The 18,233-nt window shown below is 68.1% G+C and carries 18 protein-coding genes; 10 read left to right on the plus strand and 8 right to left on the minus strand.

All coding sequences use genetic code 11. The features are described from left to right. Positions 1–208: 208 nt before the first annotated feature. Positions 209–550, minus strand: a complete 342-nt coding sequence (locus B0293_RS17005; RefSeq protein ID WP_005164119.1) for a YciI family protein — start codon at positions 548–550, stop codon at positions 209–211. Positions 551–692: 142 nt separating this feature from the next. Here B0293_RS17005 and B0293_RS17010 point away from each other — a divergent pair, with 142 nt between their 5' ends. From B0293_RS17010 to B0293_RS17020, 3 genes are read left to right on the plus strand one after another with little or no spacing between them, the layout of a single operon-like run. Continuing rightward, positions 693–1,106 (plus strand): PGPGW domain-containing protein, encoded by a 414-nt coding sequence (locus tag B0293_RS17010; protein WP_005164118.1) that lies wholly within the window; start codon positions 693–695, stop codon positions 1,104–1,106. A 29-nt stretch (positions 1,107–1,135) separates the two neighbouring features. Then, the gene (locus tag B0293_RS17015) at positions 1,136–1,909 is read left to right on the plus strand and encodes a TetR/AcrR family transcriptional regulator (RefSeq protein WP_005164117.1); all 774 of its coding nucleotides are present in this window, start codon (positions 1,136–1,138) and stop codon (positions 1,907–1,909) included. Further along, positions 1,906–2,763 carry an aldo/keto reductase family oxidoreductase gene (locus B0293_RS17020; RefSeq protein ID WP_005164116.1) on the plus strand — a complete coding sequence of 286 codons (858 nt, stop codon included), beginning with the start codon at positions 1,906–1,908 and terminating at the stop codon, positions 2,761–2,763. The genes B0293_RS17015 and B0293_RS17020 overlap by 4 nt, the downstream gene beginning before the upstream one ends. 57 nt (positions 2,764–2,820) lie before the next feature. On the opposite strand, the gene B0293_RS17025 is transcribed toward B0293_RS17020, so the two are convergent. Together B0293_RS17025 and B0293_RS17030 are read right to left on the minus strand one after the other, a co-directional pair. Then, on the minus strand, positions 2,821–3,645 hold the full coding sequence (locus B0293_RS17025) for an ABC transporter permease (protein WP_005164112.1): 825 nt from the start codon (positions 3,643–3,645) through the stop codon (positions 2,821–2,823). Beyond that, complete coding sequence (locus B0293_RS17030; protein ID WP_039919230.1) at positions 3,635–4,531, minus strand: ABC transporter ATP-binding protein; 897 nt, start codon at positions 4,529–4,531, stop codon at positions 3,635–3,637. Before B0293_RS17030 ends, B0293_RS17025 begins: the two co-directional genes overlap by 11 nt. Positions 4,532–4,686: 155 nt before the next feature. Here B0293_RS17030 and B0293_RS17035 point away from each other — a divergent pair, with 155 nt between their 5' ends. Next, the gene (locus tag B0293_RS17035) at positions 4,687–5,145 is read left to right on the plus strand and encodes a membrane protein (protein WP_039919229.1); all 459 of its coding nucleotides are present in this window, start codon (positions 4,687–4,689) and stop codon (positions 5,143–5,145) included. A gap of 6 nt (positions 5,146–5,151) precedes the next feature. Here the strand turns inward: B0293_RS17035 and B0293_RS17040 are convergent, their stop codons facing one another. Further along, positions 5,152–5,559 carry a hypothetical protein gene (locus B0293_RS17040; RefSeq protein ID WP_245192047.1) on the minus strand — a complete coding sequence of 136 codons (408 nt, stop codon included), beginning with the start codon at positions 5,557–5,559 and terminating at the stop codon, positions 5,152–5,154. Next, on the minus strand, positions 5,498–6,106 hold the full coding sequence (locus tag B0293_RS17045; RefSeq protein ID WP_039919228.1) for a hypothetical protein: 609 nt from the start codon (positions 6,104–6,106) through the stop codon (positions 5,498–5,500). The genes B0293_RS17040 and B0293_RS17045 overlap by 62 nt, the downstream gene beginning before the upstream one ends. 644 nt (positions 6,107–6,750) lie before the next feature. Here B0293_RS17045 and B0293_RS17050 point away from each other — a divergent pair. The 3 genes from B0293_RS17050 to B0293_RS17060 all read left to right on the plus strand — a co-directional run bounded on the left by B0293_RS17050 (position 6,751) and on the right by B0293_RS17060 (position 11,121). Then, on the plus strand, positions 6,751–9,363 hold the full coding sequence (locus B0293_RS17050) for a CHAT domain-containing protein (protein WP_005164099.1): 2,613 nt from the start codon (positions 6,751–6,753) through the stop codon (positions 9,361–9,363). Between the two features lie 211 nt (positions 9,364–9,574). Further along, a complete protein-coding gene (locus B0293_RS17055) occupies positions 9,575–10,090 on the plus strand; it encodes a lytic polysaccharide monooxygenase auxiliary activity family 9 protein (protein WP_005164095.1) in 516 nt (171 codons plus the stop codon). A 77-nt stretch (positions 10,091–10,167) separates the two neighbouring features. After that, positions 10,168–11,121, plus strand: coding sequence for a DNA polymerase domain-containing protein (locus B0293_RS17060; protein WP_005164087.1), 954 nt, complete (start codon positions 10,168–10,170; stop codon positions 11,119–11,121). Here the strand turns inward: B0293_RS17060 and B0293_RS17065 are convergent. From B0293_RS17065 to B0293_RS17075, 3 genes are all read right to left on the minus strand, one after another. Further along, positions 11,118–11,711: an AAA family ATPase gene (locus B0293_RS17065; RefSeq protein WP_005164082.1), complete on the minus strand. Its 594-nt coding sequence runs from the start codon at positions 11,709–11,711 to the stop codon at positions 11,118–11,120. The genes B0293_RS17060 and B0293_RS17065 overlap by 4 nt on opposite strands. 66 nt (positions 11,712–11,777) lie before the next feature. Beyond that, positions 11,778–12,443, minus strand: a complete 666-nt coding sequence (locus tag B0293_RS17070; protein WP_005164080.1) for a DUF998 domain-containing protein — start codon at positions 12,441–12,443, stop codon at positions 11,778–11,780. A gap of 110 nt (positions 12,444–12,553) precedes the next feature. Continuing rightward, on the minus strand, positions 12,554–13,705 hold the full coding sequence (locus B0293_RS17075) for a beta-ketoacyl synthase N-terminal-like domain-containing protein (protein ID WP_005164079.1): 1,152 nt from the start codon (positions 13,703–13,705) through the stop codon (positions 12,554–12,556). Positions 13,706–13,839: 134 nt separating this feature from the next. On the opposite strand from B0293_RS17075, the gene B0293_RS17080 reads away from it, so the two are divergent. From B0293_RS17080 to B0293_RS17090, 3 genes are all read left to right on the plus strand, one after another. Next, positions 13,840–16,416: a sensor domain-containing protein gene (locus tag B0293_RS17080; protein WP_005164078.1), complete on the plus strand. Its 2,577-nt coding sequence runs from the start codon at positions 13,840–13,842 to the stop codon at positions 16,414–16,416. Positions 16,417–16,545: 129 nt separating this feature from the next. Further along, positions 16,546–17,130 carry an Rv1733c family protein gene (locus B0293_RS17085; RefSeq protein ID WP_005164077.1) on the plus strand — a complete coding sequence of 195 codons (585 nt, stop codon included), beginning with the start codon at positions 16,546–16,548 and terminating at the stop codon, positions 17,128–17,130. 539 nt (positions 17,131–17,669) lie between these two features. Continuing rightward, positions 17,670–18,233 carry a TetR/AcrR family transcriptional regulator gene (locus B0293_RS17090; protein ID WP_005164076.1) on the plus strand — a complete coding sequence of 188 codons (564 nt, stop codon included), beginning with the start codon at positions 17,670–17,672 and terminating at the stop codon, positions 18,231–18,233.

Here is an 18,233-nt window from a genome sequence, read left to right on the forward strand (position 1 = left end):
CCCGATCCTCCGTTGATCATGGTTCGGAGCCGGGATGGCTTGGCGGCGGTGAAGGAATTAGGACGTTGAACGTCCCAATTCCTTCACCGCCGATCCCGGCAACCTTCAGTGATCGCCACCCGCGCGCAGGCCTGGCGCAAGTCCGTGAAGGCCTCCTTGAGGGACCCAGAGTCCCTCAAGGAGGCCTTCACGGACCGAGCCGAGATGCTCAGGGGGTCGGCCAGATCGGCCGGATCTCGATGGTCGCGAACCTCGTGACCGGATGCTTCGACGCGACCTCGATCGCCTCGTCGAGATCGGCGCATTCGATCAGGTCGTAGCCGAGGATCTGTTCCTTCGTCTCCGCGAACGGCCCGTCCGAGACGAGCAGTTCGCCGTCATGGTGGCGCACGGTGGTCGCGGTGGCAGCCGACCGGAGCCTGCTGCCGGACAGCCGCACCCCGCGCGCGGTCATCTCGTCGACCCACGCCTGCGTCTTCTCGTCGAGCGGGTCGTCGCAGTCGTCCGCGCCGGGGTAGGGGTGCCCGCAGATCAGCAACATGTAGCGCATCAAGTCCTCCTCGGTGGTGGTTCACCCCACCGACGAATGGGTCCGCCCGGAACCGACAGGCCCCGCGAAGAGTTTTCAGATCGGGCGGGACCAGCGCGTTCCCGGCACAATCGGACAGAGTGGCGACGGCGAGGAGAATGACGTGGGCATCGGAAAACCCGTGAAGCAGGCGCTGATCCTGGTAGCGGGCGTCATTCTCCTGCTGGTCGGTATCGCGCTTCTCGTGCTGCCCGGACCAGGTCTGCTGCTGGTGCTCGCGGGGCTGCTCGTGCTGGCCTCGGAGTTCCCGGCGGTGGAAAAGTACGTCGATCCCATCCGGGACAGGGCGATGAAGGCCGCCGAGGACAGCGTTTCGTCGCCGCTGCGGATCGCGGGTTCGGTGCTGGCCGGGCTGTGCCTGCTGGCCGCGGGGGTCGTCTGGGGTCTCGTACCGGGCCTGCCGCTCGCCGGCTGGAGCACCGGTTCGAGCCTGATCCTGTCCGGGCTCATCCTGTTCGCGCTGCTGATCTGGAGCTACAAGCGCGTGCAGGCCAGGCGGGCCGCGACCGCCGAATAACAGCCGGGTGGTCTGGTACCGTGCGGCGCGTGTCCCCCGACTTCCAGCGCGCACGGCGGCCGGAACAGGTGGAAGCCCGGCGCGCGGCGATCCTCGGGACAGCGCGTGAACTCCTGGCCGAGCGGCCCGTCTCCCGGATCAGCCTGCGAGAACTGAGCGACCGTGTCGGCCTGGCGAAGTCGAACGTGCTTCGGTACTTCGACAGCCGCGAGGCGATCTTCCTGGAAGTCCTCGACTCGGCCTGGGTTGCGTGGCTCGACGAACTAGAAGGTGAGCTGGGCGCTCCTGGGGTCGCGAAGCCCGGTTACGAGCGCGAAGTGCGCGTCGCGACCGTCATCGCGACGTCGATCTCGCGGCAGCGCCTGCTGTGCGAGCTGATCAGCACGATGGCCGCCGTGCTCGAACGCAACATCTCGGTGGAGACCGCCCGGACGTTCAAGACCCGGGCCCATGAACGGACCGAACGGCTCGCCGACGTCGTCCGCGCCCAGGTCCCGCTGGACGCCGAAGCGGCCGGGCACTTCGCGAAGGCCGTCTTCGTCCTCGTCACGGGCTTGTGGCCGTACGCGAACCCGGGGGAGGCCGTGGCGACGGTCCTGGCCGAACGGGGCGCGCCCGCCGGCCGCGAGATGTTCGTCGACGGGCTGACCGAGGGGCTGGCGAACCAGCTGGTCGGACTGGCCGTTCGCGCAGGTCACAGCCCCGGGCGAGAGCAAAGGTCCCTTGCTCCCTTCCCGCACGAGCCGGACCGGCCGGATCTGCATAAGGTGAGCGGAAGCCACTCGTACAAGGAGCGATCATGAGCCCAGGCGGCACCCACACTCTCGGCGATCTCACCGTGAGCCGGATGGGCTACGGCGCCATGCGGCTGTCCGGCCCCGGCATCTGGGGGCCGCCGAGCGATCGCGACGCCGCGATCGCCGTCCTCCGCGAGGCGGTGGAGCTGGGCGTGACCCACATCGACACCAGCGACTTCTACGGTCCGCACACGACCAACGAGCTGATCCGCGAGGCGCTGCATCCGTACCCGGACAGCCTGCACATCGTCACGAAGGTCGGCGCGAAGCGGACTCCGGACATGGGCTGGCCTTCGGCGCTCTCGCGCGAGGAACTCACCTCCGCGGTCCACGACAACCTGCGCAACCTCGGCGTCGATGTGCTCGACGTCGTCAACCTGCGGCTCGCGGGGGAGCACGGGGTCTTCCCGATCCCGGTCTCGATCACCGAGCCGTTCGAGGTCCTCGCCGAACTCCAGCAGCAGGGCCTGATCCGGCATCTCGGCCTCAGCCACGTCTCGGCGGAGCAGGTCAAGGAAGCCCGCTCGATCGCGCCGGTCGTCTGCGTGCAGAACGAGTACAACGTCGCGAACCGCGCCAACGACGGCCTGCTCGACGCGCTCGCGGCCATCAACATCCCGTTCGTGCCGTACTTCCCGCTCGGCGGGTTCACGCCGTTGCAGTCCGGGGTGCTCGACGACTGCGCCCGCCGCGTCGGCGCGACGCCGATGCAGGTCGCGCTCGCGTGGCTGCTCCAGCGGTCGCCGAACATCCTGCTGATCCCGGGGACGTCGTCGGTGCGGCACCTGCACGAGAACGTCGCCGCCGCGAAGCTGGAACTTCCCGCGGACGTCGTCGCCGACCTCGACGCGCTCGCCTGATCCGCGTGAAGGCCCCCTTCACTCGGCTGAGCCGAGGGAAGGGGGCCTTCACGCGGATCAGAGGACATCCCGGCGCCGCAGCAGCCAGCCGCCGAGGGCGGCGAAGACCACCAGGTACCCGGCCACCACGAGCGTCGCCTGGGAGACACCGACGAGTTCCCCGATGCCCGGCGTCGCGCCCGAAGCGCCGAGCGACGCGGCCAGGGAACCGGCGTTGGCCCCCGGCAGGGCCCGCTGGAGCGTGTCGACCCAGTCCAGCAGCGGGGCCGCGACCCCGAACAGCAGGTTCTGGACCACCAGCAGCCACACCAGGCCGAGCCCGATCGGCAGCGCCACGCCGCGCATCGCGATGGCGAGCACCGCGCCGAACGCCGCCCAGGTCATCGCGATCAGCCAGCCCGCGCCGATTCCCGTCAGGAGTGAGCCGAACGAGGGCCAGTTCATCGGCTCGCCCTCGGCGGAGGCGATGATCGCGCTCGTGACCGCGCCGGTCGCGAAGCTGATCAGCACGACGGTCAGGGTCGCGACGGCCAGCGCGAACAACTTTCCACTGTAGACGGTCAGTCGCGAAGGACCCTGTGTCAGCACGGTCTTCCACGTGCTCCAGCCGTATTCGGTGCCGACGGCCAGCACCCCGATCACGAGCATGATCGCCCCGAGGAACACCGGCAGCCCGCCGATCGAGTTGCCGACGAGGTTCGACGGCATGGTCGAGGCCAGTCCGCGATCCGTGCCGGGTGCCCCGCTCGACGATCCCGCCGCGCCCGCGAGCGGCAGCAGATAGGTGAAGGTCAGGCCGAGCACGACCGCGATCCCCAGCATGAACCAGTTCGCCGGGCGCCGGACGAGTTTCGCCAGCTCGGCGGTGCAGCTACCCCACATGACTTGCCACCTCTCCGGTGAGCTCGAAGAAGACCTGCTCCAGATCCCGTTCGCGGACGTGCAGTTCGCGCACCGCGATCCCTTCCGTGACGAGTTCGCGGTTCAGCCACGACGCGCGCTCCGGGTCGACGGTCAGATCGAGACCGGTCCCGCTCACCCGTACGTTTTCCGCGCCGATCCGGCGCCGCACCAGCTCGGCGGCACGCGGGTTCTCGTCGGTTTCGATGTGCAGCACCGTGCCGCCGCGGAGTTCGGCCACCGTGTTCTCCGCGACCAGCCTGCCGCGGGAGACGACACCGACGCGGTCGCAGATCTGCTGGACCTCGCCCAGCAGATGGCTCGACAGCAGTACGGTGCAGCCCTCCGCGCCGAGGCGCCGGATCAGCACGCGCATGTCGGCCATCCCCGCCGGGTCGAGCCCGTTGGTCGGCTCGTCGAGGATCAGCAGCCGCGGATCCTTCAGCAGCGCCGCCGCGACCCCCAGCCGCTGCTTCATGCCGAGTGAGTAGGTCGAATACCGGTCCTTGCCGCGATCGGCGAGATCGACCATCGCGAGCACCTCACCGACGCGGAGCGGGTCCGTTCCGCTGTACCGGGCCAGCACCTTGAGGTTCTCCGCGCCGGAAAGGTACGGGTAGAAACCGGGCGACTCGATCAGCGCGCCGACCCCGTCGAGGTCGCCGGGCGGCCTGCCGAACAGCCGCACGCTGCCCGACGTCGGCCGGACGAGGCCCAGCAGCATCCGCAACGTCGTCGTCTTGCCCGCGCCGTTCGGGCCGAGGAAGCCGTAGATCTCGCCGGGCAGCACGGTCAGCTTCATCCGGTCGACGGCGAGATGTTCGCCGTACCGTTTCGTGAGTTCGTCTGTGTCCACGGGAAGGTTCATGGTGACGAATGGTGTCTCGCGAGAGGCCGTCACCACATCCGTTCCCAGGCGGCACCACGCGTACGTCCTCGGACGTAGTGGATGGCCGGAATCCTGTGACATCTGTCGAAAACACCGGTACCGGGCACCGGGGTGACGATCATAGGCTCGGCGGCGTGTCGAAAGTCCTCTTGATCATCCACGTGCTCGCCGCGGTCATCGCGATCGGTCCGGTCACCGTCGCCGCCAGCATGTTCCCCGCCGCCGCCCGTAAGGCGTTCGCCGAACCGGGTTCCGGTCTGTCCGTGCTGCGGATGCTGAACCGGATCTGCCGCGTCTACGCGATTCTCGGTCTGGCGGTGCCGTTCTTCGGCTTGGCGACGGCGGGGAGCATGCGGGTGTTCGGCGACCTTTGGGTGATCGTGTCGATCGTGCTCACCGCCGCGGCCGCCGGCGTGCTGGCACTGCTGGTCCTGCCCGGACAGAACGCCATCCTCGCGGCGCTGGCCGCCGAGCCGCCGTCCGAGCCGGTCACGGCGGGCCGCGTGGCGATGTACACCGGGATGTTCAACCTGCTCTGGGCCGTGGTGACGGTGCTGATGATCGTGCGGCCCGGATCGACCACCGGCGCTTGAGCGCGATCAGGACCTGAGCAACTGGTTGAAGAACGACCGGTAGCGGCGCAGCGCGATCCGGAGGTCTTCGGTGGCCGGTTCGCCTTGGCTCCAGGCGGATTCCAGTTCCTTCTTGTGCTCCGCGAAAGTGGCGGCCAGATTCTGGATCACGGCGGCGACGAGTTCGTCGGCCTCCTTGACCGCGCGCCGCGGATCGTCGACGAACTCCGTCTGGATGCCTTGCCAGCTGCCACGGAACCGTTCGACGTCGATGTCACCGAACAGGGTGTGCTCGCTGTCCTCAGAGGACTCTTCGGCGGCGGGTTCTTTCGATACGGGATCGTTCAAAGCGGGTTCGGTCGAGGCGGGTTCATCATCCCTGGTGGGTTCGGCGATCACCAGGTCCTCGGTTTCCAGCGGCCTGCTTTCCGTCATTTTTCACTCCTTCGTCACCGTCGGTCAACAGATCTTCGAACACCGCGCGATAGTGCTTCATCGCTTCCCGCATGTCCTCTGTGGACATTTCGGAGTCCCTGTGGTGCTCCAGCGTTTCGTGTCCCGCGCGGTAGTGCCGCAAGGCGTTCGCGTGCCGGACGGACAGATCCGCGAGCTGCTGGTCGTACCCTTCGGTCGGGTAACCGCGCTCGGCCATCAGGGAGACCAGCACCCGGTCCGCCTCGACGACGGCGCCGGACGGGCGGTCGACGAACTGTTCCTGGATCAGCGCCCATTCCTGGGCATACCGGTCCTTTGTGGACGACGGCAGCGGGCGGATGTCGAGATCGGAATGGCGCTTCATCCGCGACGAAAGCTCGCGCTCCGCCTCCCGCGGGTTCTCGTGTTCCTTGACGGCACGGTCGTATTCGGGGCCGAACGTTTCCCGTAACCTCCGCCTGCGTTGCCCCGCGACGACGAACCATGCGGCCGCTCCCACTACCAGGACCGCGGCGATGACGATGATGATGACCAACCACGTGGACATCGTTATCTCCTCCGGATTTCTTGCCGGTCAACCCCCGACGGGCCGTGGGTTCCCCGGCGATTCGGAGCGGAAACCCTTGTGTCGCAAGAAATTTTGGATCTTAGGCCGGATGGCGCAGCGAAACGAGCTCGAACCGGCGCCGTACCGGTGAGCGGCGCAATCCCTTGTGGGCCATTCGGCTCGGGTCGTGAGGCTCGCTAACTAGGCGTCCCTCTTTTGGGTGCCGCCGATGACTCAGTGTAGGTAAAAACTCCCGATCACTGCTCCGTTGTGGCACTATTGCCCCGTTCGCAGGAAGAGGGCCTGTGAACAGAGGGGGCCCGGCGTTGCGAGGGCTGCCTGGTACGACAGGGAAAGATCGTCAGGGGAGGAGATCGTCAAATGTCGACGCCTACGGACGTCAAGGATCCCATTGGTGAGGAGGAGCCGGTCGACCCGGCTCAGCCCACGCCTGACCAGGGAGAACACCAGCACAGCCCGGACTGCGAACACAATCGGAATCCCCGGTTCGACTGTGCGGGAGGCTGCATCCAGACGCCGCCTCCCACGCCTTGACCGAGTGAGTTGAAAGACTTGAACCGCCCGTCGGGGTATTCCCTGACGGGCGGCGGTCTTTCGGCTACCGACTGTGCTGTCATAGATCAGTGGTCGTAACAGAACTCGGGATGGCCGAGGCCATCGAAAAGGCGCGTGCCCTGCAACGGGCGGGAGTCGACGCGGTCTGCTCGGCCCGGCCCCGTGAAGGGCTGAAGCTGCTCCATCAGGGGATGTCGGTTCTCGACTCGGTGGAATCGGCCGTCGAAGGCGACCGGTCGGCGTGGCTCGCCGCGCGGATCCGCCTCACGAACTCGCTGGTCGCGCTCGGCGCGGAAACCGGCGGCGAGGTCGCCGTCGGGCTGGCCGAACTGGACGAGGTGCGGTCGCTCCTCGCCGGGGTCGGCGATCGGAAGCTGCGCGCGGAGCTGAGCGGCGCCATCGATCACAACTACGGGCTCCTGCTCATGGCGGTGGGGCAGAACGAAGACGGCATCGCCTACTTCGATTCGTCGATCCAGAGCAAGGAATTCGTTCTTTCCTCGGTGCAGGATCCGATTCCTGTGCTCCATCCGTATCTGGGAACGATGATCACGCGCGGGCTGGCGTATACGCGGCTGGGTGCTGTCGGCAGGGCACGCGAGGATCTGGCCCGTGCCATGGACATCGCGGAGAAGTACGAACTGCGGTTCCAGGCGGCCGATGTCCGACGGCCGCTCGGGTCTCTCGAATTGCGCGTCGGGAACGTTCCCGCGGCCCTCCGGCTGTACGAGGAGAGCGAACGGATCTATCGGGCCCTAGATCAGGAAATTCATCCGCTTCTGCGGTTGGACCAGGCCCAGGCGCTGCTCGCGGCGGGCCTCGCGGACGAGGCAGGACAACACCTCGACGAGGCGCTGGAGGTCATGCGGGTACAGAGCAGCACCACCCGTGAGCTCGGATACGCCGAGTTGTATCGCGCGTCGGCGGCGCTGATGAGCGACGATCTCGAACTCGCCCGCGGCTACGCGGCCTCGGCGCGACGACGGATGCTGCGCTGGGGTTGCCAGACCTGTGTCGCCAACGCGACCATCGTCGGTCTCCGCGCCGACGTGCGGGATGCGTTGCGCACCAACGAAATCCCGCTCACCTTGACCGCCCGTGCGCTTCGCGCGGCGAACGGGATGCCGATGCCGCGGCTCGCCGACCAGGCCGCGCTGGCGCGCATGCTGGCCGTGCGGGTCGAGCTGCGGAAGGGAAAACGCAAACGTGCCGCCGATCTGCTCGACCGGATTCCGCGGCCGGGACGGCTGACCTCCGTCGATTACCGCATGCTGCGAAGGCTTTGCCGGGCGGAACTCGCGGTGGCACAAGGGGACAAGTCCAAGGCCTTGGCCGAGATCCGGGTCGGGCTCACCGAACTCGACCGCGTCCGCGATCGGATGGGCGGCATCGAACTGGTGTCCGGGACGGCGTTGCACGGCCGGGAACTGGCGGATCTGGCGGTCAAGATCGTGCTGGAGCGCGCGGACGCGGCCCGGTTGTTCGACTGGACGGAACGGACCCGCGCGCAGAGTTACCGGTACGAGCCCGTCGCGGCGACCGATCCGGATCTCGCCGAGCGCGTGGGTGAGGTCCGGGGGCTAGATCAGGCGATCCACCAGGCGCAGCACGACGGACACCCGACGGCCGCCTTGCGCGCGAAGCACGCCGAACGGTTGCGCGAGGCGCATCGGCTCGGGTGGCACACCGGGCGGTGGGGCAAGCCGCGGCCGATCGCGCGGCTCGCCGAGGCGGCCGAGGAACTGGGCGAACGCGCGCTGGTGAGTTTCGCGTCTTCCGGGGACGACCTGGTCGCCGTGGTCGTCGCCGGCGGGCGGTGTGAACTGGTGCGGCTCGGCTCGGCGGCGCGGGCGGCGGAGTCCGCGCGGATGCTGAACGTCGACCTCGACGCCCTCGCGCCGGATCGGCTGGCGCCACTGCTGGTCCAGTCGGTACTCGGTTCCGCGCGGAAACAGGCCGAGCGGCTCGACGCGCAGCTGATCCGCCCGCTCGAAGGACTGCTCGGGGACCGCGGTCTGGTCGTCGTCCCGACCGGTCCGTTGTACGCCGTCCCTTGGGGCGTACTGCCGGCGCTGCGGTCGCGGCCGATCGTCGTCGCCCCGTCGGCGACGGCGTGGCTGGGTGCGGAGCGTTCGACGACGCCGGATTCGCGGAAGATCGTCCTCGTCCGTGGTCCGGGTCTCGTGGGGTCCAGGGGTGAGCTGGACAAGCTCACCATGCATTACCGGGCCGCGGAGACGCTGACCGGACCCGAGGCCACGGTGACGTCGGTGCTGCGGGCGCTCGACGGCGCGAAGCTCGCGCACATCGCCGCGCACGGCGCGCACGAGCCCGAGAACGCCTTGTTCTCCCGGCTGGAACTGGCCGACGGGGCGCTCTTCGCGCACGAGATGGCCGGGCTCACGCAACCGCCGTCGCAGGTCGTCTTCGCGGCGTGCGAACTGGCGCTGAACCGGATCCGGCCCGGCGACGAAGTCCTCGGTTTCGCCAGCGCGTTGCTCGCCAGCGGTTCGCGGACGGTGATCGCGCCGTTGAGCCGTGTCGGTGACGAAGCGGCGGCCGCGGCGATGGACGATTACCACCGCGGACTCGCCGAAGGCGCCGGACCGGCGACGGCCTTGGCGGACACCGTCGCCGTTGATCCGTTCCGGCGACCGTTCGTCTGTTTGGGTGCGGGCTGAACGTACGGCTTGACAACCCCTGTTCGATCTTCACGACTCCAAGTGCCCGGTTGGTTACTCTTGACCGAGTCGTCTGAACCAATTATGGTCTAGACCACATTCGCCAGCTCGGCGCTTCGGCGAGTGTGGTCCCAACCTTCATTGGTTTTCGCTCGCTGTGGCCCAGGAATCTCGAGTCACCGGTGGGTGTTGAGATGGGAAAGGGGTAGGAATGAGCTTCAAACGACGGCTTTTGACCCTGGCGGCGGGTGCGGCAATGGTCCCGGCGGCTCTGGTCGCGATCCCGGCGGGAACCGCCAGTGCGCACGGTTACATTTCCTCGCCCGCGAGCAGGCAGGCGCAGTGCGCCCAGAACACCGTTTCCTGCGGTGACATCAAGTGGGAACCGCAAAGTGTCGAAGGCCCCAAGGGTCTCATGAGCTGTAACGGCGGCGTCGGCCGTTTCTCGGACCTCAACAACGACGGCAAGGGCTGGCAGGTGCATTCCCTCGGTCGCACCACCACCTTCCGGTGGACGATCACGGCTCGCCACCGCACCAGCACGTGGGAGTACTTCGTCGACGGCGCGAAGGTCGCCACCGTCAACGACAACGGCGCGCAGCCGGGCGCCACGGTCACGCACAGCGTGAACCTGCAGCAGAGCGGGCGGCACAAGATCCTCGCCCGCTGGAACGTCTACGACACGGCGAACGCCTTCTACGCCTGCATCGACGCCAACATCAGCTAGGTTTCGGACTCGTGAGCGGTAGGGGCGGTCAAAGCCGTCCCTACCACTCATGAGTTTTTTTGTGTCAGGCTCACCCCATGAGCGATGACGAGCGCGACGGGGTCAAGCTGACCAACCTCGACCAGCCGTTGTTCGAGGGCGCGACCAAACGCGATCTCGTGGATTACCTGGACGCCGTCTCGGATCGCATCCTGCCGGTGCTGGAAAACCGGCCGCTTTCGGTGATCCGCGTTCTGCGCGGCCAAGGGCCCTTCATGCAGAAGAACCTGCCCAAGTACACGCCTGACTGGGTCAAGCGGTACGGGATGTGGGCGGAGACGTCGAAGCGGCAGGTGTCGTACGCCCTCTGCGACGACCGCCGGACCCTGCTGTGGTTCGCGAACCAGCGCGCCGTCGAATACCATCCGCCGTTGATGACCGTGGACGCCGATGCCGGTCCGACTCATCTCGTGCTGGATCTCGACCCGCCCGCGGGGGACGATTTCGCGCATGTCGTGAAGGCCGCCGGGCTGGTGCGGCAGGCACTGTCGGATTTCGGGCTCACCGGCGCGGTGAAGACCAGCGGTTCCAAGGGAGTGCACATCTTCGTCCCGCTGGTGCCGGGACAAGGCTTCGAAGACGTCGCGGCCGCCACTCGCGCGCTCGCCGCCCGTGCGGAACAGGTCGATCCTTCGGTCGCGACGACCGCGTACATCGTGGAAGACCGCGAGGGAAAGGTGTACCTCGATTCGACGCGGGCGGGCGGCAACACCGTCGCCGCGGCGTACAGCCCGCGGCTGCGGCCGGGGCTGCCGGTGTCGTTCCCGGTGGCCTGGGACGATCTCGAGAACGTGCGCCCCGCCGATTTCACCGTCTCCACGGCGCTCGCTTTATTGGGGGACAAGGATCCTTGGGCCGCTTCGATGCCTGAGCCGCAGACGCTGCCCGCCGGCCTCGTCGAGCAGGGACACACGATCCCGGTCGCCCGCGTCGTGGCGATGCACGAAGGAAAACGCCGCGCGAGGCAGCGCGCCCAGGAAGACACGGCCTAGGCCGCGCGCCGCTCGACCGAGAGGAGCCGGACTCTTCCCGGCTCCTCGTCGGTGACGAACCGCAGTGCCCCGGTGCCCTCGCGGGTCACCATCCGCGCGCCGCGCCAGCCCGCCGGGACCCAGCCTGCGCGCAGGTCACGGCGCACCTTCCCGGCCCGTTTGACGTGCCGGGCGAACGAATGCCGCCGGATGACGCGCCCGCGCGCGATCTGGCCCGCGCGGGCCTCCTCCGGGGAGACGTCGAGCCACAGCAGCCGGACCGGGCGGCGGCTCACCAGGCCGAGCAGGGCCAGCAGCCCGCGGGTCGTCGCGCGGGTCGAGGGCTCGTGCACGATCAGCGGGCCGCCGTTCGCCAACGCGAACCGGACGACCCGCGCGCGGTGCCACCCGTGGACCACCGGCCGGTAGCACCGGTAGGGCAGCGCGGCGGGCAGGCGTTCGCGCAACCGGGCGCGGACCTGGTCGGAATCGAGCACCGGTATCGAGCCGGTCGCCGCCCTGGACAGCAGTGTGGTCTTCCCGGCCCCGGGAATCCCCGCGACCACCAGCAGATCGCGCCGGCCGAGCTGGAGTGCGATGCGATCGGTCATAAGGCCTCAACGACCCGGCCGATGATAAAGGTTCCTTTACCTTGATCCGCTCGGCTCCGCCACTGGTCAGGCCGTCACGGTCGGCTCCGGTGCCACTGTCCGGTCGGGAAGCAGCGTCCCGCCCTTGGTGAGCCACGCGACACCGAACGCGAAGATCGCCACCGATTCGAGCCACAGCGCCGGGTAGAGCGCCTGCGTCTCGTCGTCGAAGACGAGGCCGCAGAGCACGATCAAGGCCAGGCACACCAGCATGATCACGCCTGAGGCGACGTACAGCCGGTTCCGTTCGGGTTTGCGGGTGCCGGGGATCTCGCTGTCCGACTTGGTGAACAGCACGATGCAGAAGAACGCCAGGGTGAGGAAGAAGACGGCGGCGAAGCCGAGATGGAGGTAGCCGATGAGCACGTCGGTGCGATCGCCGTTCGCGGGCGTGGTGGGGAAGAGCGCGACCCCGACCGCGGCCACCGCCGCCACGTTCCCGGCGACGTCGTCGATCCGGCCGTAACCCCGATAGGACAACAGGAAGACGCCGATGGCGCACATGACGCCGACCCAGACGTCACGCATTCCCGAGTAGTAGTACCCGCTGATCGAGTTGAGCAGGCCGCCGCCGTCGACGACCAGCTTCCCGAAGATCAGCACGACGGGCAGCCCGATCCCGAGGAAACCTATGGCGCGCCGCAGGAACAGGTAGTTGCGGACGAGATTGTCTGATGCCGTTCGCGCGCTCATGGTCGCCTCCGTGCTCGGTGCGTTGTCGCTACTCGGGAGTATCGACCAGGTGAGCACGGGAAATGACGGTTCGTGACGACGTTGAGACTATGTGTTATCGAATTGGCCGTCTACGCGGTGTCCAGCACGACGGAGGTGACGTAACCCCCCATCCCGATCGACGTCTTGACGGTGAGCCCGCTTTCCGGCCGCGTCGGTCCTTCCAGTAGCTGCGGATGCCCGTCGGCCACCGGTTTCGGCGCTGGGATCAGGTCGTGCTCCGCCGCCAGGCAGCTCGCCGCGATCTCGGTCAGCGCGCTGCTCGACTGGCTGTGCCCGGTCAGCGGTTTGATCGAATAGATCCGGGTGCTGCCGGGGAAGACCGTCTCGAGGATCTGGGATTCCGTGCGGTGGCAGAGTTTCGTGCCCGTCCCGTGCGCGTTCACGTAGCGGATGTCCGAGGCGGAGACATTCGCGTTCTCCAGTCCCTCGGTCACCGCCGTGATCGCGGTCGTCGGATCGGGGTCGAGCGCCATCGCGTTGTGCGCTTCGTGGGTCATGGCGCCGCCGAGCACGGTCGCGTACGCGTCGGTCTTCCGCTGGGTGAGCACCACCGCGACCGCGGCCTCGGAGAAGGTGAAACCCATTGTGCCCTCTTGGAAAGGACGGCACGCCTCCAGCGGCGGCACGTCGGTGATCGCCACGCCGCAGTGCACGAAGTTGCGGACCACCGGCCTGGTCGCGGACAGATCGGTGGTGAGCACCACGACGTCGTCGGCCATACCCGCGTCCAGCCACATCTTCGCGGTGAGGGTCGCGGCGCTGCCGGTCGCGCACATGGCGGACAAGGTCACCGACGGGCCGTGGAAACCGAACTCCGACATCAGCGAGGCGATCGGCGTCGAGGGCATCATGCCGATGAACTCGCGCCGGTACATGAGCTGGTCGCCCATCTCCGTGAGCCTGTCCCAGCTCCGCAGGTCCTCGCGGACGCCGCCGGCGATGACGCCGACCCGTCGTCCGGGTGACCAGCCCCGGGCGCCGGCGTCTTCGATCGCCTCGCGTGCCGCCGCGAGCAAAGCGCGGGCGTGCAGACTGCCGTCCCTGGATCTGCCACCCTCGGCGATGTGTGCGACCCAGCCCGGCAGATCCGGGGTCTCCCCGAAGCCTTCGGCGAACTGGGCACAGGGCACACCACTGGCGAGGCCCTCCCACAGCGATTCGCGCCCCCAGCCGTAGGCGGTTACGGCGCCGATGCCGCAGATGTCTGTTTTGGTCCGCACGTGTTTCCCTTCAACTACATTCAGTCAACGCTGGGGTGGAATAGCCGCACCGATCAGCTGTCCGAGGAGGACGGCTACGTCGATTTAGTGATCTAATCGGAAGCTACATCAGTCGAGTAGGGGGTTTGGATCAGATGGATCCTGACGATCTCGACGGTGGGACCCCCGACACCCACCGGCCCTCGGATCAGGATTCCTCGCCAGCGAACGGCGCCGCGACCCGCACGGTTGGAGAACCCGACCGGCACGCCTCGCTCGTCCGTCTGCTGACCGAGTTGTCCGCCGAGAGGGATCACCGCGGCGAACCCGCGCTCGCCTTTCTCGGCCAGGGGTACCGCCTTTTGGAGCAAAATTCCGACGGCGGGACATTGGGTACGCAATATCTCACGATGGTCGAGGCGAGCCCTTACGGGATCTGTGTCCACCAGCGCGGCAAAATCGTGTTCGTCAACTCCGCCGCCATGCGCTTCGTCGGCGCGAAGGTGTCGACGGAGCTCATCGGGATGCACATCACGGACCTGGTCGACACCGGTTCGCAGGACGCGCTGCTGGCGCGGATCGGCTCGCTGGCGTCGCCCGGCTCGTTCAGCGAACCGACCGAAATGACGCTGCGGACCCTCGACGGCCGCGGCGTCACCGTCGAGTCGCAGGCCGTGCTGACGACCTGGGAGGGCGAACCCGCCTACCAGGTGATCATGCGCGATCTGACCATGCAGAAGGCCGCCGAGGCCGGGCTGCGGTTCCAGGCCGCGCTGGTCGGGCACGCGAGTGACGCGATCATCGCGACCTCGCCCGACGGGCTGGTGACCAGCTGGAACCCGGCGGCCGAGGCCGTCTACGGCCACGAACTCGACCAGGTCATCGGGGTCCCGGTGGCCGAGGTCGTCGGCGCGCCGATGAGCCCGCGGCAGGTCGTCGCGGCGGGCGGTGTCGTGCAGGCGACGCATTTCAGCGCCGACGGCACGGCGCTGGCGGTGCGCGTCTCCGCGGCCGAGATGTTCGACGGCTACGTGCTGCTGTGCGCCGACGAGACCGCGCAGCGCCGGGCCGAGGCCGAATTCGCCACCGTCGTCGAAACGCTCGACGAAGGGGTGCTGGTGGTCGGCCCCAGCGGGCGGATCGACCTGGCCAACTCCGCGGCGCACCGGATCTCCGGTGTCCCGGAAGGTTCCCTGGTCGGCCTGGAGAGCCGGACGCTGCGGCTGCACGACGAGAGTGGCGCCCCGGTGCCCGTCGAGGATCTGCCGTCCGCGCGGGTGCGGCGGTCCGGGAAGGTCGAGACCGGGCGGGTCGTGCAGGTGCGGCGGCGCGACGGTGCGCACCGCTGGCTTTCGCTGACCTCCGGCCCGCTGATGGCGCCCGGGCAGAGCGTGCCGTCGGTGCTGACGTCCTTCGCCGACATCACCGAACGGCGGGCGATCAGCGAGCGGCTGGCCTACGAGGCCACTCACGATCCGCTGACCCGGCTCGCGAACCGGACGCTCGCGCTGGACCGGCTGCGCCGCACGATCGCCGATCCGGCCCGCACGGCCACCGTGATGTTCATCGACCTCGACAAGTTCAAGATTATCAACGATTCGCTCGGTCATACCGTCGGGGACCAGGTGCTGCGCATCATCGGCGACCGGCTGCGGGCCGCCGCCGGCCCCTCGGACCTGGTCGGACGGCTCGGCGGGGACGAGTTCCTGGTCATCACCACCGGTTATACCGAAGCCGCCGAGGTGCGGGCGCTGGCCGATCACCTTCAGCGACATCTCGCGGAATCGCTCACGGTGCACGGCCGCGAACTGCATATAAATACGAGTATCGGAATAGTGATCGCCGAACCCGGCGACAGCCGCAGTGCGGACGAATTGCTGGAAGACGCCGATCTGGCGATGTATCAGGCGAAAACATTCGGACCAGGCCGCTATGCCTTCTATGAGCCGGGCATGCGGAAACGGGTGCGGGACCGATTCGCACTGGAGCAGGATCTCCGGAACGCCGTCGCGGATGGCCTGGTCGAGACCGTTTATCAGCCCGTCGTCGATTTGCGGACCGGCGAAATGGTCGCCGTGAAGGCGAAGTCCCGGTGGGAACACCCCGTCCGGGGATCGATCGATCCGGCGGAATTGGCGGAGATCGCCGACGACGGCGATCTTTTGACGATCATCGGTGCGAAAGTCCTTGCCAAGGCCGCCGGCGAGATCTCGCGATGGCGTGCCGATCATGGTGTGCACTGTAATGTGAATGTGAGCCTTTCGGTCCGCCAACTGGGCGATCCCACGTTGCTGCAAGTGGTTCAGACAACTTTGGAGGAGGCGGGGCTGGGGCCGCGGGACCTGAGTCTCGACGTCGACGAGACGGCGCTGAAGGACGCGTCCGACGCCGTCGACGCGCTGCGGAAGACCGGAGTCCGGGTGACCGCGGAACGGTTCGGCGCCGGGTACTCCTCGCTCGCCCAGCTGTGCAGGCTCGATCTGAACGTGATCGAAATCGACCGGTCGTTCGTGGCCGACCTCGGGCTGTCGAGCGACGCCGAGCCGATCGTCGCCGGGATCATGGCGATGGCGCACGCGGTCGACCTCGTGGTGGTCGCCGAGGGGGTCGAGACCGCGCAGCAGTTGAAGGTGCTGCACGACCTCGGTTGCGATTGGGCGAAAGGGCCACTGGTGGCGCCGCCGGGTCCCTTGGCGGAGCTGAAGTCCGCGTACCCGCACGTCGTGCGGTGAACCGGGCGGACGCCGCGTCCGTGTCCCGGGTGAGATCGTTCCTCGCCGTCGACGGGACCAAAGCCTCCTATCACTCCGGCTCTTCGCGACGCAGTCTTGTCGGTGGGGAACCGGTGAAGGAGGCTCGTCGTGTCGTTCGTTTTCCTGTGGCGCCGCATCCATCCCGGCCGGAACCCGCTCGCCAGGATCACCGACCGGATCGAGGCGGCGATCATCGTCGGCGGCGTCCTGGCGGCGCTGCTCGGCGTCCCGCTGGCCGCCGCGGCCGGTTCTGAGGCCTACGCGACCATGATGGCGCGCTCGGTCTTCGAGGCCGCCACGCGTCACTCGACGGACGCGGTCCTGCTCGAAGACGCTCCGCCGTCGCGGATCGGTGTCAACGGGACGCCTTCCACCGAAACCGCTCGCGTGCCCGCCCGTTGGGAGCTGTCGGACGGTGCGGTTCGGGAGGGGCTCGCCACCGCCGATCTCGGCGCTTCGGCGGGTGACAGGGTGACCGTGTGGCTCGACGAGTCCGACGCCGTCGTCGCCGCTCCGGTGATGCCGCTGGACGCGGCCGGCACGGGGGTCGGCGTCGGGGTGGGGGTGTGGCTGATCGCGGTGACGCTGCTGGTGTCGGGGTACCTGGTCGCGCTGCGGCTGCTGAACCGGGTGCGGCTGGCGGCGTGGGACCGGGAGTGGGAGCGGCTCGGCTCGGACTCGACGCCTTCCTGACCCCGCGCTCTCCCGCATTTAGAGGACTAATTGCGTTTGAGTCCGTGAAGGACTCCTTGAGGGACTCTGGGTCCCTCAAGGAGTCCTTCACGGACCGCCGAATCGCCTTGGGAGCCTCGGGAGCCTCGGGCGTCACACAAGCCTCAGTGGCCTTCACGGCCTGCGCTGGGAGGTTGCCCTGCCGCATTTAGAGGACTAAATGCGGGGTGGTTGGCGGGCGGGGTGGCGGGAGGACGTTGTGAAAGCCACGTTCACAACGTTGAAGGTTGCGAACGTGGCTTTCGCGACGCTGCGGGTCGCCGGACAGCGTCGGTATAGGTGGTCGTGAGTGGCAAATAGCGTTAGAACGCGACTTGCCACTCACGACCGACCCGACCCAGGCTCGACCTGTGCCCCTTGTCGCATTCAGAGGACTAAAGGCGGCAGTCTCGGTACCTGCGGGGCGCTGAGCTGGGGTTTTCCGGGAAAGTGATAGCAAAGGTCCCTTGCTCCCGCCGCATCGGGTTGTCTCTGTACCTACTAGTATGTACGGTCGGGGTATGGACAAGAGGGAACGGCTCATCGAGAGCACTCGCGAGCTCCTGTGGGAGCGCGGGTACGTCGGCACCAGCCCGAAGGCGATCCAGGAGCGCTCCGGCGCCGGTCAGGGCAGCATGTACCACCACTTCCAGGGCAAGTCCGGACTCGCGCTCGCCGCGATCGGCCGCAACGCCGAAGACCTGCGGGCCAGGGCGGAGGCCGAGTTCGCCGGGCCGGGTACGGTCGTTGAGCGGATCACGGTCTACCTGCGCCGCGAGCGCGACGTCCTCAAGGGCTGCCCGGTCGGCAAGCTCACCCAGGATCCCGAAGTGATGGCCGACGCGGACCTGCGAAAGCCGGTCGAGGAGACCTTCGGCTGGCTCACCGGCCGTCTCGCCGGACTGCTCGACGAGGGCCGCGCGGCCGGCGAGCTCGACCCGGCGCTCGACCCGCTCGCCACGGCGACCGCGCTGGTCGCGGTGCTGCAGGGCGGTTACGTCCTCGCCCGCGCCGCCGGATCCCCGGACGTGTTCGCGAAAGCCGTCGATGGCGCACTCGGCCTGCTCGCCACCAAGGAGAACTGA

This window comes from Amycolatopsis azurea DSM 43854, assembly GCF_001995215.1.
GTDB lineage: Bacteria > Actinomycetota > Actinomycetes > Mycobacteriales > Pseudonocardiaceae > Amycolatopsis > Amycolatopsis azurea.

Excerpts from the sequence above, each read along its gene's own strand:
- B0293_RS17005 (WP_005164119.1), bottom strand. The coding sequence starts at position 550 with ATGCGCTACATGTTGCTGATCTGCGGGCACCCCTACCCCGGCGCGGAC.
- B0293_RS17030 (WP_039919230.1), bottom strand. The coding sequence starts at position 4,531 with ATGAACCTTCCCGTGGACACAGACGAACTCACGAAACGGTACGGCGAA.
- B0293_RS17045 (WP_039919228.1), bottom strand. The coding sequence starts at position 6,106 with ATGTCCACGTGGTTGGTCATCATCATCGTCATCGCCGCGGTCCTGGTA.
- B0293_RS17020 (WP_005164116.1), top strand. The coding sequence starts at position 1,906 with ATGAGCCCAGGCGGCACCCACACTCTCGGCGATCTCACCGTGAGCCGG.
- B0293_RS17040 (WP_245192047.1), bottom strand. The coding sequence starts at position 5,559 with ATGACGGAAAGCAGGCCGCTGGAAACCGAGGACCTGGTGATCGCCGAA.
- B0293_RS17060 (WP_005164087.1), top strand. The coding sequence starts at position 10,168 with ATGAGCGATGACGAGCGCGACGGGGTCAAGCTGACCAACCTCGACCAG.
- B0293_RS17080 (WP_005164078.1), top strand. The coding sequence starts at position 13,840 with ATGGATCCTGACGATCTCGACGGTGGGACCCCCGACACCCACCGGCCC.
- B0293_RS17070 (WP_005164080.1), bottom strand. The coding sequence starts at position 12,443 with ATGAGCGCGCGAACGGCATCAGACAATCTCGTCCGCAACTACCTGTTC.
- B0293_RS17055 (WP_005164095.1), top strand. The coding sequence starts at position 9,575 with ATGAGCTTCAAACGACGGCTTTTGACCCTGGCGGCGGGTGCGGCAATG.
- B0293_RS17025 (WP_005164112.1), bottom strand. The coding sequence starts at position 3,645 with ATGTGGGGTAGCTGCACCGCCGAGCTGGCGAAACTCGTCCGGCGCCCG.
- B0293_RS17065 (WP_005164082.1), bottom strand. The coding sequence starts at position 11,711 with ATGACCGATCGCATCGCACTCCAGCTCGGCCGGCGCGATCTGCTGGTG.
- B0293_RS17090 (WP_005164076.1), top strand. The coding sequence starts at position 17,670 with ATGGACAAGAGGGAACGGCTCATCGAGAGCACTCGCGAGCTCCTGTGG.